Raw genomic sequence first — 15,095 nt, 5'->3', positions numbered from 1 at the left:
ACAAAACCGCTGGCGGCACGTTGCGTTGATGGTGCCGGATCAACGTTGAGTTCGGCCCGTAAAGTCGATTTTGATTTCAGGGGGTCCCGATGGGTTCATGGATTGAACAACACGCGACCTTGCTTCAGGTCGGGGTCAGCATCGCAACATTGATGGTGTGGATTTTCTATGCGCAATTGCTGTTTCAAAGCTATCGCCGTGTCAGACGTCCGAAAATCGTCATCAACCAGATGCTTGGCAATTCGGACAAGGCGCGCTTTCTGATCAGCAATATGAGCCAGGAAGCCATCCATATCGACAAGGTGCTTGTCTGTATTGGCGATGAAACGCATCAGGTGTGTGAGCAGGTCACAGACAGCGATCCGGAAGTGGATTTCCAGACCGATCAGGGCAGTAAATCGGCCCATGCCGCCCGTCTTGAGGAACTGACAGTGCAAGGCCCGCTTGAATCCGGCAGATGCATCGAACTGGGCGCGCTGCAAAACCTGATGCGGCGGATTACGCATCAGGCCCGCGCCAGCGATAAAGACACAGGTAATGATCCTGATACTGCAGTCGGCGAAGGCAAGTGCCGCATCGAAATCATCGTCATTGCGGTCTATAGCTCGGAAAAGGGCGTGATCGGTGCCAGCCGGGCCTTTGTCTGTGACGAGGATGGACAGTTGCACCCGGAAATGGTTCAGACAACCCAGCATGCCGGATTTTTCGCGCGCAGACGCATGGCGCGCCTGCATGCGCAATATGCCTGATCAGCTCGATCAATCGCCAAACGCAAACGGGCCCCGCAAAGGGGCCCGAAATGTTTGTTCGATTGCGTCGTGTGCCGATCAGGCCGCCGTTTTGGCATCCTCGGACTTGATGACCTTGTGGGTGTCTTCATTCATGCCAAGCTTCCAATAGCTTGAAATATAAAGATCATCCTTGCCAAGGCCGCGTTCATCGCGGAAGTAGCTGCGCAGTTCGCGCATGGAGGTAAATTCGCACGCCGCCCAGACCGAAAGCCGACCATCGGTGTGCCAGGGGATGCGTTTGACCACATCACTCAGCACCGTGTTTTGTTCGCCCGGACGCGGATTGATCACCCATTCGATTGTGATGTTGTCGGGCTTTTTCAAATCCTGCATGTCGGCCTCGGACCGGACTTCGATCACGGCATAGCCGCGTGCGTTATCGGGCAGGGTTTCCAGATTGACCGATACGGCGGGCAAGGCCGTCATATCGCCAACAATCAGGAACCAGTCAGCCGTCGGATCAACAAGCTTTTTCGGGCCGGGGCCACCGATGGTAATCACATCGCCGGGCTGGCAATTGACCGCCCAGTTCGAGGCGGGGCCACCATGGTCATGACTGTCTGCGCCATCATCATCATCATCATCATCACCAGCACCATGCATGACGAAATCGATATCGATCTCGCGGCCCTGATCGGTCATGCGGTCGTGGCGCACGGTATAGGTCCGGCGCAAAACGCGGCCCTTGTCGTCGCCTTCAATCGGAAACATCAGTTTGACATAGGCACTTTCCTGATCCTCTGGAAAGTCCTTCATGCCGTCACCGCCAAGGGTGACACGCAGCATATTGGGGGTGACGTATCCCTTTCTGATCACGGTCAGATCGCGTTGGGAAGGTTTGCTCATTTCTTCACTCCTTGGTCCCAAGTCCTTGGTCATTTGGGCTGTCGCCCGCAAAGTCCAGTTTCTTGCATTTGTGGGTTTCCAGATTGTCGGACATCAGATTGGCGATCTCGACAAAATCATGGATCTGCTGTGGCGTAAGGCCGCTGGTCATGCGTGATCTGACTTCTTTTTCAACAGCGCGGAAATCTTCCATTTTTGCGCTGCCGGCGGCCGTCAAATGCAGGGTTTGGCTTCGTCGATCTTCGGGGTGCGGGCGGCGTTCAATCAGCCCGTCATTTTCAAGTTCTTTCAACAGCCGCGTGATCCGGCCTTTGTCCTGACCGGATTTTTCGGCCATTTGTTGGGCGGTGATGCCGGGGATTTTGACAATCCATTTCATCACCCGCTTGTGCGAGATCGGCATCGGCATGTCGGCTGCCTGCATCGCATGCATCAGTCTGCGTTTATAGGCATGCACCAACCGATGCAGGGTTTCACCCGGGACGTGGACCTGATCTTCTTCGGTCATGACAATCGTATCTTCCTCACACGCCAGCCGGGCTGGCAATCAAGCCGGAACGAAGGGCATGGCGGCGTCCTTCGCAAATGATGGCGGAAATAACGGCCGAGCCACTGGCAACCAGCATGATGGTCGCAAGGTCAAAGCCGCCACCGGTACCAATCAGAATGGCGGCAAGGGCCGCACCAACCGACTGGCCGGTCAGGCGCGCAGTCGACAAAAGCCCGCTGGCCCCGCCAGAACGTTCACGCGGCGCACTGGTCAGCATCAGGCGGTTATTGGGCGCCTGAAACAGACCAAATCCGGCACCACAAAGCGCAAGGGCGGCAATGATCGGCGCCAAGCCACCGGCATCGGCGGCAAGCGTTGTGCCATAAAGCCCGATGGCAAAGACCGCCATGCCAATCCCGGTCAGGCGGATCGGCGAAAACCTGTCGGCCAACCGCCCGGCAATCGGGGCGATGATCGCGGTCGCCACCGGCCATGGCGTCATCAAAAGACCGGTCATGGTGGCACTTTGTCCCAACACATCGTGGAAATAGAACGGCAGGGTGACGAACGCAATCATCTGCGCACAAAAACCGGTGACAGAGGACCCGATAGAGCAGGCAAAGACCGGAATTTTCAACAGATCAAGCGGCAGCATCGGACGCGTGCGCGACAATTGGCGATGCACCAGAAAGACACCGGCAACAAACGATACGGCAAATTGTGCACCGATCAGGGTCGGGTTGCTTTCAATGCCCATATTGCCAAGCGCCGCGACAAGCCCGCCAAAGGTAAGAACGTTCAAAAACGCACTGATGAAATCAAACCGGGCCCGGCTTGGTGCATTGAAAGGCAGGCTGAAATAGCCGATCACAACCGCCAGAACCGACATCGGCAGATTGATCAAAAACAGCCAGTGCCAGCTGGCAACCGCCATGATAGCCGATGCAATACTGGGCCCGGCGGCGGCCGAAACCGACACCGTCATTGCGATCCAGCCAATCGCCTGGCCGAGTTTCGCATGCGGGAAAACATGTCGCATGATGGCGGCATTGATGCTCATGATCGCAGCCGCGCCAAGGCCCTGTAACACGCGGGCTGCCGTCAGAAGCTCGATCGTCGGGGCCATCGCACACAGGGCGGATGCCACCCCGAACAGGGCAACCCCACTCAGGTAAACCTTGCGAAACCCGATGGCTTCGCCAAGGGCTGCAAACGGCAACAGGGCCACCACGATGGCCAACTGATACGCCGTAATCACCCAGATCGCGTGGGCCGGTGTTGCGCCCTGATCATGGGCGATGGCGGGCAGGGCGACATTCATGATCGTGCCATCAAGCACCGCCATCATGATTGTGATCAAAAGCGCCAGTGCCGCATAAATGCGCCGTGGTCCCGGCAGCCCATCGGGATGCACTTCGGGTGATATCTTAAGTCGGGGGATATGAGGGATCGGCATGGGGCAGTCTCTTTATCAAATGGTGTGCGCGAAGGAGCCTTGGTTTCAGGCACGGCATGTCGCCTTGGTGTCGCGTCGGCAAAGCGTGGGGCGCTTATGGGGTGCAGACGCGATCCTTAAATGGTTGACAGTATCAACTATATGAAAATGGTTGATACTGTCAACTATGTTTTTAACCTGCCCTTAAAGCTAGTATTTCTGCCGCGTGAGGATGCTATGATCACGGGATAAACAGGGAGGATAACGATGAAAACAGTTCTGATGATTGCCGCAGTCATGCCGTTTGCACTCGGCCTGGCGGTTATGCCAGAACCGACAAACGCACAGCCGGTGACTGTGGACCAGTCGATTGAGCATGGCGGTGGCTGTCGCAAAAGCTCCCCACCCGGTCAGTGCTGCCACATGGATCGCAAGGCGGGCACGGTTCATTGCCACTAGGTGGGCAGGCGTAAAACCCCAATCGCAGGGTTACTTCACCCGGTACACATCATAGAAAATGTGCTTCTTGTCGGCGAAATCTTCGTGGTTGGGCAGGTAGGGCATTGGCTCTGAATGGGAAATCAGCTCCCACTTCTTGGCCTTGGCGGTCGCCTGAATGGCCTTGGTGAAGGCATCGTCATACAGATCGCTGCGCTGGGTAAAGCAGACAATCCCGCCGCGTTTAACCACACGGCAGAACTCGGAAAACAGCTGCTTGATTTCACGCACATAGGTCAGTGTGCCAATGCACTGGACAGCCGCAAAACCATTGTCGCCAAAGGCCAGCGTCTTGTTCATGTCGCGTTTTTTAAGGTGGCGGTAAACGTCTTTGGCCTCGGCCGCCTGTAGGGATTCCAGCGACAGATCGATGCCGGTAATATCGGTATATCCAGCCTTTGCAAGCTCAAGCCCGGCCAACCCGGTGCCACATCCGGCATCAAGGATCGGCGCATCAAACGGCACCCCTTGTTCAACCATGATGGCCGCCGCCCGCTTGGGCGCTTCATAGCCCATCTTGGGCAAGTCTGCATCATAGCTGCCAGCCCAATTGTCGTAATAGGCGGCAAGGGCGTCCGGCCCGGCATCGGTCATACGCGTCAGGTCAGATGCGCTGTCAGAATATCCGACACTGCTGGAATTGCCATCACTGGCACCCGTCATGGCTCACCTCGCTGTTTTTATTCTTGGATTTTTTAAATCTAGAAGATGGCTATTAAGGCACAGACCATGCTGCATTGCAAATGCGGCCAAAGCAAAACACCCCTGCTGAGAGCTCAGCAGGGGTGTTTGTGTCGATCAGCAGATTAAGTCGATTGCTGCGTTATTGCTGCAGGCACTGCGGATGGCCGCAGGCACTTTGGCAGTTTTGAATAACGCGATCCTGATCGGTCTTGTTGCACGAAAAGGTCTTGGCGAAATCAAGGGCCGCGACCCGGCAAGCCTCCGTGCGATAGGGGATGGTGATATCGCTGGTAACACCGGTATCTGGGCAGGTGATTGTGGTATCAAACTCGTTGAGTTTTTCACCTGCAGCGGCGCTGGTGCCGCCGGAACTGCCGTCAGTGCCGCCGCTTCCGGTGCCGGAAGACTGTATATTTGCCAGTCGGGAGTTATAGGCACTTTGCAGGCTTTGCATATTGCTACCACCCGTATCACCAAGGACGTCTGCTGCAAACGCACCGCCGATTTCCGCCATGGATGTCGCATCAATATCGGCGGAGCCGATGGCAACAGCACCCGCCGTCAGGGCAATCATTTGGCCGAAGTCGAAATCGCCGCTTTCGTCATAAACGCGTGAACCATGGTCGTAATGCAAAACGACTTCACCTTCGCCGAACATGCCGTGTTCCGTGGTTTTGAACGGGCCATGAGCATCGCCATCAACATAGTTCCCGACATCAAACCGATGCGAGCCATCATTATAGTTGGTGTCAGATGCATAACCGATCCCGTTTAGCGATCCGTCCTTCCAAAGGCCAACCGTTGACGCGTTATATGTATTGGTCCACGCGCCCCAGCCGTTAAGCGTGTCATCGCTATAAAAGCCGATCCAGACGTGCCAGGCTGATCCATCGCCGTAATCACGTTCTACCTGGCGCGCACCAAAGCCGTTCAGTTTATCGGTGACGAACTGTCCGGCCTCATAGACGTGCAAAAGGTTGGTGTAGCCCCAGATATTGATAGCAAAGCCATCAAACTGGCCTTTGTTATTGAAGTCACCATAAAGGTGCCATTGATACCCATTCGGGTGCGTTTGGGTGGTCAGGAACCGCGCAGTATGGGTTTCACCCGGAACACCACCGATCTGTGTTACCGAGCGGCCATCTTCACGCTTCATGGTGAACAGCCCATCGATCATCACGCCACGATCAAACTCGCCAACAAAACGGGCATCCGATTGCGCTGCACGCAGTTCGCCAATGCCGTGCGCCAGCCCGTCCTCACAGGTCCCACGAACAAACTCCCAGTCAAAGGAGGTCGGCTCGTCGTCATTGTTATAGAAATAGGCGTCCTTGTTTGCGACCTCGCACCCGGTTTCGCTGCCAATTACCGGATAGGTGCTGGCAACCGCAGTATCAAACTCGATGCGGGTCAGTGCCATGTTGGCGACAAGTTCCGCATGATTGTAACTGTCCCTGAAGTTATCAAGGATGGCCTTGTTGCGCGGATCAAACTTGGTCTGAAACTCCGGGCCAATAATCCGTTCGGCCAGGGTAACGTTCCGGATGCGTTGCTCAAGATCCTTGACGTGCGGTGCTTCGATATAGGGATTGCTGCCATAAAGCTGCAGGTTTTCAGTGAATTCCTGACGCTCGGTAACGCACCCGGACAATAGTCCCAGGCCAGCGAGCGCAAAACCCGCCCGCAAGATCGCTTTTTTCATTGTGGTTCCCCAACCGTTCTCGACCCGAATATATTTACGGCACTTGGCTACATCATTGCGGTGCAACGATTTTCTGCAGTGCTTTTGGAAAAGTTAAAACCTAACCGATTGTATGGTCAATTAGATTTCGTCTTTTTCAACCTAGGAAGGTATCGATGGGGGGATAGTATCTGCGAAAATACAATCAGAGGTATTTTAGGCTAGGCAGGCGCTTAGAAGGTATCCACCCGTCGGTGCTTCCCAATCAACCATCTCGCCGAGGCAGTAGGTGCCGGGCCGGTTGATGAGTTGGAAGTTCTCGTCGAGTTCTTCCCATGCGACACCGCCTGCGGTGCTGATGGCCTCGTCCAGTGGACGGGGCTTTTTGATTTTAAGTGGCAGGTTTTTGATGGTGGTGGCGAGGGCTGCGGGGTCGTTCAAGGTTTCGCGCGGGATGACTTCGAAAATGAGGGCTGTTTTGGTGGCATCAAGGCCAAGTGTTTTGCGCAAATGATTGCCCAGCGAGTTTTTACCGCGTGGCTTGGCGAGGCGCTTGGTGGCGTCATCAAGTGTGCGGTCGGGGCAAAGATCAAGCTTGAGCGTGCCGACACCGGTTTCAAGCCACTGATCGCGGAGTGTCGCGGAGATCGCATAAACCGCACTGCCTTCAATCCCGGTTTTGGAAATCACGAACTCGCCGCGTACCGTTTGGTCGCCACATGTCAGTGTCACGGCCTTGACCGGCGATCCGGCGCATTTGTCGATCAGATGGTCGGTCCAGTCGATCTCAAAGCCGCAATTGGCCGGTTTGAACGGGTTGCACTTGATCCCGGCATTACGCAGGATTTCCATCCATTTGCCATCTGATCCCAAGCGTTTCCAACTGCCGCCGCCAAGGGCCAGAATGGTGATGTCGGCGGTTGCGGTGACTTCGCCATCGGGCGTTTTGAAAACAGCCTGATTTGCGTCGTTCCAACCGGTCCAGTAATGGCGGTAATGGATGGTGCAGCCGAGACCCTCAAGTCGCCTAAGCCAGGCGCGCAAAAGCGGGCTTGCCTTCATCGCGGTCGGGAAAACCCGGCCCGACGAGCCGACAAAGGTTTCAACACCCAGCCCGGCACACCATTCGCGGATCTGATCGGGCCCGAATTTGCGCAAATGTGGTTCAAGCCGCGCGCGCGACGTGCCGTAGCGCGACAGAAAGGTTTCAAGGTCTTCGCTATGCGTGATGTTAAGCCCCGATTTCCCGGCCATCAGGAACTTGCGCCCGGCACTTGGCATGCCCTCATAGATCGTCACCGCGTAGCCGTCACCCGCCAGCCGTTCGGCCGCCATCAGGCCAGCCGGACCGGCACCGATTACCATGGCGGTTTTGCCATTCGGGGCAGGGCGGGTTGCCGGAGTGCTGGGGGTGTGGTCGGGCATGTGCGGCCTTTTGAAATGCGGTGCTATCGGCTGGTTTTAGCGGCTTTGGCCGGCAATGGCAATTTGTCCGAAGGCATGCAGGGCGTGTCGTGGTGCTTGACCGAACCAGACGGGCTGTTTACCACTGCCATCTTCTAACGCCACCACACGCCATTCAGGACAAGACGCATGATTACCGGTACTTGGCAAACGCCAACTGAAGACGAGCTGCTGCGCATTCGCGAGATGATGGAAGATGTGCAGTTTTATGATGCGATCGCGCGCGTGCCTGATGAGGCGCTGAGTGCGGCACTTGCCGGATCAAAGGACACTGCCCTTTGGGTGTTTCGCATTGATCAGAAGGCTGTGGCCTATGTCTATATGACCGAAATGGCGACGACTTTGCCCAAGGTCGATGAGTTTGGCGTGTTTGAACGCGGGCAGGGCTTTGGCAAGGCGGCACTATCGAGCTTAGCGGCCAAAATTGCCGAAACGCCGGAATATGAAAAGCTGTGGCTGAATGTTGTTGATGGCAATGACAATGCGCTTAACCTCTATCGCAAGGTCGGGTTTGGCGAGGAGAAGTTCATTGCCAAGGGCTGGAAAACCCGGTCTGGCCGCGTGGTCGATCAGGTGCGCATGTGGCTGACGCTTGAAACGTTGCGAAGCGCCGCAAACTAGCGGTTATCAAGCCTGAACCGGGCCGGGGAAACCCCGGCTTTTTTGGTGAAGAAGCGTGAAAAATACCCGGCATCGCGAAAGCCCAGTTCATCTGCGATTTGCTGAATGGCGATGTCGGTATAAATCAGCGTGCGCTTGGCTTCGAGCATCAGGCGGTTTTGCACCACCTCGCTTGCGGTCATGCCATAGATGTCCTTGGCAATGCGGTTAAGCTGGGTTGTGGTCACGCCAATCTCGCGGGCATAGAAATCAAGCGACTTGTGCTGCTTGTAAAAGGTTTCGACCAGCGTCTGAAACTTGCGGAATTTCTCGGTCTTTTGTTCTTGTCGCGACAGGCGCGCGGAATGGTCCTGTGGCACGGTGCGCCCGATCCCCAAAAGCAAAAGACCCAGGATATGACGCAGGGCAAACAGCCGGCCGGTATTGTGGCTGTAGTATTCTGTGACCAGTTGCGATATCAGGAAATCCGCCGGGCCGTTGGTGTCTCCCGATGTTGAGCGCGTATCAACACAGACCGCCTGATCGAGACGGGCGAGGAGTTTCGGCGCGGGGCTCAGGATTTCCTGCAGGTGATAGTCGGTCAGCGAGATCACCCAACCATCAATATCATCACTGAATTTAAAGCCGTGCACGGTGCCGGGCGGAACCGTAATCAACTGGCCAGCCTGCATGGTCAGGTGCTGGTCATCAAAGCTGATTTCGGCCTGCCCACGGGTGATGTACAGCAACTGAAACAGGTTGGTATGGCGGTGCGGTTTGATATGCAGATCATGCAGGCGCGATCGTTCCGGGATGCTTTCAAGGTGAAAGAATTCCGGCTCCGTAATTGGTTGCGGATCAGACGTGCTGGTAGGGTCCAGATCATAGCCATCGTGCGTGCCCGGCTTTGCTGCCGCGTCACGTTCGCCATAAAGCTTGTAGATCGGGATGTTGTTGCGCATGGATGCTCTGAGCTGCGGTGGCATGTTAAGGCGTTGTGTCTCGGAGCAGTTTAGCCGGTTTTGGGGCCGACAAAAAGAAAAGCCCGCCACGATATCGGGCGGGCTTTTGCAAGACATTTGATCGTCGCTAATTGCCAAGGATGGTTGGCACAAACAACGTCAATATCGGGGCAAAGATCAGCAGCAGAATTCGGATGATCTCGGCGCCAAAGAACGGCATCACACCGCGGAAGGTCTGGCTCATCGGGACACCCTTGGCGAGTGCGTTAATGATGAACACGTTCAGTCCCACCGGTGGCGTAATCAGCCCCAGCTCCACGACAATGAGTGCGAGGATCCCAAACCAGATCTTCAGATCCTCGGTCCCCATGCCATAGGCCGCGGTTGCCGCCGTCGCCCAGTCGCCGCCATTGATGTCAACAAGGGCCGGCCAGAAGAACGGGATGACCACGACAATCATCGACAGGCTTTCCATGAAGCAGCCCAGCAGGATCAGGGCAAGCAGCATGAGAACCATGACAAGCCACGGATCAAAGCCGCTCGTCGCGGCGGCCTCTGCCATATAGGCCGGAAGGTTGGCACGGCTAAAGAAGCCCTTGAGGATTTCAGCACCCAGCAGGATGAAGAAAATCATCGAGGATGTGATGGCGGTGTCTTTAAGCGACTGGCGCAGACCTTTCCAGGTCAGGCCACCTTTGCCGCGAATGCGCATATAGACGCCGTACACCAGAATGGCGAACACGCCCACGCCGGCGGCCGGTGTCGGGGTGAACAGACCGGCACCAAGCCCCAGAATGATCGAGCCAAAGATCACCATCACCGGGATCAGGCGCAGCAGGGCTTCCTTGCGCTCGGCTGCTGGCATCGGTTCCGGTTTCGGGGCCAGTGAGGGGTTCAGGCGCACCTGAATGGCAATCACCGCCATAAAGAACAGAACCGCAATCAGCCCCGGAATGATGGCCGCCTGAAACATCTGAATGATCGATGCCTCAACCGTGACGGCGTAAATCACCAGCGCCACCGATGGCGGGATCAGAATGCCAAGCGTACCACCCGCAGCCAACGTACCGGTTGCCAGACGTGGCGAGTATTTCAGGCGGTCAAGCTCGGGCAGGGCGACCTTGCCCATGGTCGATGCGGTCGCAAGTGATGATCCGCACACCGCGCCAAAACCGGCACACGCCCCGATGGCAGCCATGGCAACGCCACCGCGGAAACGACCAAGGATAGCGTTTACGCCCTGAAACAGATCGCGCGAAAGATTAGCCTGACTTGCGAGGTATCCCATCAGAACAAACAGCGGCACGACGGACAGTTCGTAGTTCGAAACAATCCCGTACAGCAGGGATTTGAACTGCTGCAGATAGGGATCAAAGCGCAGGAACGGGAAAAACAGGCTGAGCACATAGTTGCCGCCAATGCCGACACCCACCATGGCAAGGCCGACGGGCACGCGCAGTGCCAGGATCACAAAGAGAAGGGCAAGGCCACCAAGGCCGATCAATTCACGTTCAGACATCGGCCTCTCTCTCGAAAATCTGGTTTCCGGCAATTGCCGCCCACAGGAACATCGCAATGATGCCCGGGACATAGAACGGCCAGATCGGCCAGCCCAAAATTGCCGAAAGGGTATTGTCGCTGCGCACTTCGATCAGGCCATTGACCATCATATACCCCAGGAACAGGGCGAGTGCGGTCATCAGAACGGACGACAGGGTATCGACCATCCGCGCAAACCAGTCGGGAAACATCTTGATGAAAACATCCACCGCGACATGGCCGCGATGTGCCTGACAATAGGGGAAAAACATCAACGCCGCCGAACTGACGATCATGCTGACAAAGTCCTCATAGCCGATAATGGCCGGGACGTTGGCATCAAACAGCCGGGCGATCTTGTCGAGACCAAAGGCGGTCACGTTTACGATCGTAACAATCGAGATCAGCAGGGCAAGCATGCCACCGGCAACAGCAAGCCACGAAGCGGCCTTGTAGAGCACGTTTTTCATATCTCTAACATTCTTGCGGGAACAGAGGGTCACGTATCGCCATGATACGTGACCCCACAAGATTTACCAGCAACGTCGGGATGTTACTTGGTGTGGCTCTGAACAGCGGCCTTGGCATCTTCGACAAGTTTCGCGCCATCGATGCCGTTGGAATTGGCTTCTTCGATCCAGCGATCCACGACCGATGCAGACGCATCGTCAAAGGTTGCCTTTTCAGCAGCGGTGATCTCAACGACCTGACCTTTGCCTTCGTTGACCATGCGCTTGCCGACTTCTTCAACGCCGTTAAACACGTCACCGATTTCAGCGGCAAAATCACGGCCGGAGTTACGGTCGATGATTTCTTTCAGGTCATCTGGCAGGCTCTCATACCGGTCCTTGTTCATTGCAAACAGGAAGGTCGAGGTGCCAAAGCGTGAATTTACGCCTTCGCCTTCAACAGAATAGGAAATCAGTTCAGCCAGCTTCAGCGGCGGCACAACTTCGAACGGCACCAGGCCGCCATCAACCACGCCAAGCGACATGGCCTGCGGCAGGGCCGGAACCGGCATGCCAACGGGCTCTGCGCCCCATGATTCAATTACCCAGGAACCGGTACGGGTCGGGGTACGCAGCTTCAGACCCTTGACGTCATCAACCGTGCGGACTTCCTTGCTGGTCAGATGGATGGCCTGACCGGCATGCACGTGAACGGCAAGCGGGTGAATGTCGGTAAGGTCTTCGGCATATTCATCGCGAAGATCCCACATCGCAAGGTTGGTTGCGCGTGCATCGCCAAGGTGAACACCCGGAAGTTCAAATACTTCAAGGCGCGGGAAGACGCCCGGGGTATAACCCGGAAGGGTCCAGACGATGTCGGCAACACCGTCGCGGACCTGACGATACAGCTCCGGAGGATTGCCGCCCAGCGACATGGACGGGAAGATTTCAAACTTGATACGGCCGTTTGATTCTTCTTCGATTTTCTTGGCCCACGGTTCAATCATTTTCGACTGGGCCGGTGCTTTCGGACCCAGGAAATGGTGGACGGTCAGGGTGACTTCCTGTGCGTGTGCGCCGAACGACACCATCGTCGCGACAGCTGCACCGGCAAGCAATTTGGTGATCTGTTTCATTCTCTTCCTCCTTTGAACGTCTTGTCGCGTTCATTGCGCTGACAAACGTTCAGCCACGATGCGCATCTAGCGTGCGAAGTTTTCCAAGAGTTCTTTTTGTTATTGTTTTTGTTCTTCTTTTTATCACATGACTTGCGTTTGGCGCATTTCAGCCATGTCGAATTAAAGGCAATCTAATCGGTACGTGATGGTTATGTATAATGATATGTAAGCACATATCCATAACCAAATGATTATCCTTTCGCCCCTGCCTGTGCGCTGTGATGACGTTGTGCTTCTTCGCGCACAGCATTGATCAGCATTTCAACCGGCGGCGAAATTGGCGAATCAATTCTGGTCGTCAGGCCAACGGGACCAAAGGTATCGCTGGTATCAATCGGCAGTTCGACCAGATGCCCTTCGGCAATGTCGGATGCCACAGCCCCGTTCGAAATGATCCAGATCGCATCGGTTTCGCGCGTAAAAGCACGTCCGAAAGATGTCGAAACGGTTTCGATACGGTCGGGGATGGCGCCAATGCCATGCGCAATCAGCATCTTGTCGACCGTGGGGTGAATAATCGCGTGTTTGGGGGGCACCAGAACGGTGAATTCGCGAATGCGGGTAATGTCCGGGTTCTTGTCGGCCAGCAACGGATGGCCCGGCCTGGCGACCAGCGAGATATGTTCAGAATATAAATGTATGAACGACAATCCCGACATCTGATCGGGTTCGGCCAGTCGTCCGACCACCAGATCAAGTTCACCCACGCGTAATTGCCCCATCAACATCACGTTCGGACCGGCCACGACCTTGACCGTCGTATCGGGGCTAAGTGTTTTGAAATGGCGGATGGCATTGGGCATCACGCTTGCCGCCACCGTTGGCAGAACCCCGAGATTGATCGAAAGCCCGCCTTGCATGCGCACCTGGCTGATGCTGTCGACACCCTGACGCAGCGCCGTAACACTTGCCCCGGCATAGCGCAGGAAAACCTTGCCGAAATCGGTCAGGGTGACACCGCGCTTTGATCGGTCAAACAGCCGCGCGTCAAGATGTTCTTCCAACTCGCGAATGGTTTTGGAAACAGCGGGTTGGGTGATGGACAGCGTATCGGCGGCCTTGACGACACTGCGTTGGCGCGCGACCTCAAGAAAGCAGGTCAGATGGCGGAATTTAATGCGTTGATCAAGCATGGGTGCCCTATACATCAACAGTTTAGAATGTTCTTATGGCTGGTTCATGCATAATTATATAGTTATGCAAATTACGCAATTCCTCATTTTACATAACCAAAACCATCTGCGAATGTGAGGGCAAACAAGCAGGGTGGAAACGATAATGAGTCTGCAAGTCGCCCCGGTCAACGGGACACACATTCATTACAGCCAGTCAGGCCCGAAAAACGGCCCGGCACTGGTCTTTGCAAATTCTCTGGGGACGGATCTTCGCATCTGGGATGATGTCGTTGATGCGCTTTCCTCAACGTTCAACATCGTTACCTATGACAAACGCGGGCATGGCCTGTCGGGGATTGGTGATGCGCCTTATGACGTCGCGCTGCATGCCAATGATCTGATCGGGTTGCTTGATTACCTTGGCCTTGATCAGGTGATCATTTGCGGTCTGTCTGTTGGTGGTCTGATCGCCCAGAAAGTCACCGAACTGGTGCCAAACCGTGTGCGGGGTCTGATCCTGTGTGATACCGCCGCCAAGCTTGGCGATTATAACAGCTGGAACACCCGGATCGAGGCGATCAAGGCGGACGGGATTGCGTCCATGGGCGATGCGATCATGGAACGCTGGCTGTCGCCGACCTTCCGCAAGGAACGGGTGCTTGAAACCGCGATGTATCGTGACATGCTGGTGCGCACCACGGTTGAGGGTTACGTCGGGACCTGTATTGCGCTGCGCGATGGTGATCTGCGCGATGCGGCGGGAAAAATTGCTGTACCGACATTATGTATCGGTGGATCGGAAGATCTGGCAACGCCGCCCGATGTGGTGCGCGCCATGGCATCAATGATCCCCAATGCCGAATTCGAATTGATTGACGGGGTCGGGCATCTGCCATGTATCGAAACCCCGGAATTGCTGACCCGGTTGATCGACCGATTTACCAAGGAGAAGAACCTTGTCTGAGAGCCGGTATGACGTTGGCATGAAAACCCGCCGTTCCGTTCTGGGCGATGCACATGTGGATCGCGCCACCCAAAAAATTACGGAAATCGACGAAGGTTTTCAGCGCTATATCACCGAGAATGTCTGGAACGGTGTCTGGACAAGCGACGCCTTCACCAAGCGTGAACGCTCCATCGTGACCATCGCGCTGCTTGCAGGGCTTGGCCACGAAGAAGAACTCGCCATGCATATTCGCGCCACACTCAATACCGGGGCAACGCGCGATGATATCCGTGAAACCCTGATGCATGTTGCGGTTTATGCCGGCGTTCCCGCCGCCAATACGGCCTTCCGCATCGCCAAACAAACCTATGCCGAGATCGACGCGGCATCAGACGCGTCACCCAAGGGAGAGTAAGC

Annotated in this window: 16 protein-coding genes; 5 read left to right on the top strand and 11 right to left on the bottom strand. The window is 55.7% G+C overall.

Annotation, left to right across the window (positions count from 1 at the left end; genetic code table 11):
• The first annotated feature begins 89 nt into the window (after positions 1 to 89).
• A complete protein-coding gene (locus tag TH2_RS18190; RefSeq protein ID WP_008891912.1) occupies positions 90 to 749 on the top strand; it encodes a hypothetical protein in 660 nt (219 codons plus the stop codon).
• 78 nt (positions 750 to 827) lie between these two features.
• Here the strand turns inward: TH2_RS18190 and TH2_RS18185 are convergent, their stop codons facing one another.
• Genes TH2_RS18185 through TH2_RS18175 form a run of 3 tightly spaced genes read right to left on the bottom strand, consistent with a single transcriptional unit; the run spans position 828 to position 3,583 of the window.
• Positions 828 to 1,637, bottom strand: a complete 810-nt coding sequence (locus TH2_RS18185; protein WP_008891911.1) for a siderophore-interacting protein — start codon at positions 1,635 to 1,637, stop codon at positions 828 to 830.
• Between the two features lie 4 nt (positions 1,638 to 1,641).
• On the bottom strand, positions 1,642 to 2,145 hold the full coding sequence (locus TH2_RS18180; RefSeq protein ID WP_008891910.1) for a MarR family winged helix-turn-helix transcriptional regulator: 504 nt from the start codon (positions 2,143 to 2,145) through the stop codon (positions 1,642 to 1,644).
• Positions 2,146 to 2,161: 16 nt separating this feature from the next.
• Positions 2,162 to 3,583: an MFS transporter gene (locus TH2_RS18175; RefSeq protein WP_008891909.1), complete on the bottom strand. Its 1,422-nt coding sequence runs from the start codon at positions 3,581 to 3,583 to the stop codon at positions 2,162 to 2,164.
• A gap of 246 nt (positions 3,584 to 3,829) precedes the next feature.
• Here TH2_RS18175 and TH2_RS18170 point away from each other — a divergent pair, with 246 nt between their 5' ends.
• Positions 3,830 to 4,021 carry a hypothetical protein gene (locus tag TH2_RS18170; protein ID WP_008891908.1) on the top strand — a complete coding sequence of 64 codons (192 nt, stop codon included), beginning with the start codon at positions 3,830 to 3,832 and terminating at the stop codon, positions 4,019 to 4,021.
• A 30-nt stretch (positions 4,022 to 4,051) separates the two neighbouring features.
• Here the strand turns inward: TH2_RS18170 and TH2_RS18165 are convergent, their stop codons facing one another.
• From TH2_RS18165 to TH2_RS18155, 3 genes are all read right to left on the bottom strand, one after another.
• The gene (locus TH2_RS18165; protein WP_008891907.1) at positions 4,052 to 4,723 is read right to left on the bottom strand and encodes a class I SAM-dependent DNA methyltransferase; all 672 of its coding nucleotides are present in this window, start codon (positions 4,721 to 4,723) and stop codon (positions 4,052 to 4,054) included.
• 160 nt (positions 4,724 to 4,883) lie between these two features.
• Positions 4,884 to 6,446: a hypothetical protein gene (locus tag TH2_RS18160; protein ID WP_008891906.1), complete on the bottom strand. Its 1,563-nt coding sequence runs from the start codon at positions 6,444 to 6,446 to the stop codon at positions 4,884 to 4,886.
• 195 nt (positions 6,447 to 6,641) lie between these two features.
• Complete coding sequence (locus tag TH2_RS18155) at positions 6,642 to 7,850, bottom strand: TIGR03862 family flavoprotein (protein WP_008891905.1); 1,209 nt, start codon at positions 7,848 to 7,850, stop codon at positions 6,642 to 6,644.
• 168 nt (positions 7,851 to 8,018) lie between these two features.
• On the opposite strand from TH2_RS18155, the gene TH2_RS18150 reads away from it, so the two are divergent.
• Complete coding sequence (locus tag TH2_RS18150) at positions 8,019 to 8,510, top strand: GNAT family N-acetyltransferase (protein WP_008891904.1); 492 nt, start codon at positions 8,019 to 8,021, stop codon at positions 8,508 to 8,510.
• Here the strand turns inward: TH2_RS18150 and TH2_RS18145 are convergent.
• The 5 genes from TH2_RS18145 to pcaQ form a co-directional block, all read right to left on the bottom strand.
• Positions 8,507 to 9,451 (bottom strand): helix-turn-helix domain-containing protein, encoded by a 945-nt coding sequence (locus tag TH2_RS18145; protein ID WP_008891903.1) that lies wholly within the window; start codon positions 9,449 to 9,451, stop codon positions 8,507 to 8,509. The genes TH2_RS18150 and TH2_RS18145 overlap by 4 nt on opposite strands.
• A gap of 127 nt (positions 9,452 to 9,578) precedes the next feature.
• Positions 9,579 to 10,970, bottom strand: a complete 1,392-nt coding sequence (locus tag TH2_RS18140) for a TRAP transporter large permease (RefSeq protein ID WP_008891902.1) — start codon at positions 10,968 to 10,970, stop codon at positions 9,579 to 9,581.
• Positions 10,963 to 11,460, bottom strand: coding sequence for a TRAP transporter small permease (locus TH2_RS18135; protein WP_008891901.1), 498 nt, complete (start codon positions 11,458 to 11,460; stop codon positions 10,963 to 10,965). The genes TH2_RS18140 and TH2_RS18135 overlap by 8 nt, the downstream gene beginning before the upstream one ends.
• A gap of 83 nt (positions 11,461 to 11,543) precedes the next feature.
• Positions 11,544 to 12,575, bottom strand: coding sequence for a TRAP transporter substrate-binding protein (locus TH2_RS18130; protein ID WP_008891900.1), 1,032 nt, complete (start codon positions 12,573 to 12,575; stop codon positions 11,544 to 11,546).
• Positions 12,576 to 12,808: 233 nt separating this feature from the next.
• The gene (gene pcaQ, locus TH2_RS18125) at positions 12,809 to 13,750 is read right to left on the bottom strand and encodes a pca operon transcription factor PcaQ (RefSeq protein ID WP_008891899.1); all 942 of its coding nucleotides are present in this window, start codon (positions 13,748 to 13,750) and stop codon (positions 12,809 to 12,811) included.
• A 145-nt stretch (positions 13,751 to 13,895) separates the two neighbouring features.
• Between pcaQ and pcaD the strand changes: the two genes are divergently transcribed.
• Together pcaD and pcaC are read left to right on the top strand one after the other, a co-directional pair.
• Positions 13,896 to 14,696 carry a 3-oxoadipate enol-lactonase gene (pcaD, locus tag TH2_RS18120; protein ID WP_008891898.1) on the top strand — a complete coding sequence of 267 codons (801 nt, stop codon included), beginning with the start codon at positions 13,896 to 13,898 and terminating at the stop codon, positions 14,694 to 14,696.
• Positions 14,689 to 15,093 (top strand): 4-carboxymuconolactone decarboxylase, encoded by a 405-nt coding sequence (gene pcaC, locus TH2_RS18115; protein ID WP_008891897.1) that lies wholly within the window; start codon positions 14,689 to 14,691, stop codon positions 15,091 to 15,093. The genes pcaD and pcaC overlap by 8 nt, the downstream gene beginning before the upstream one ends.
• Positions 15,094 to 15,095: the final 2 nt, after the last annotated feature.

The sequence above is a fragment of the Thalassospira profundimaris WP0211 genome, from assembly GCF_000300275.1.
In the GTDB taxonomy this organism is placed as follows: domain Bacteria; phylum Pseudomonadota; class Alphaproteobacteria; order Rhodospirillales; family Thalassospiraceae; genus Thalassospira; species Thalassospira profundimaris.
This window is presented reverse-complemented; position numbering and strand designations above follow the sequence as displayed.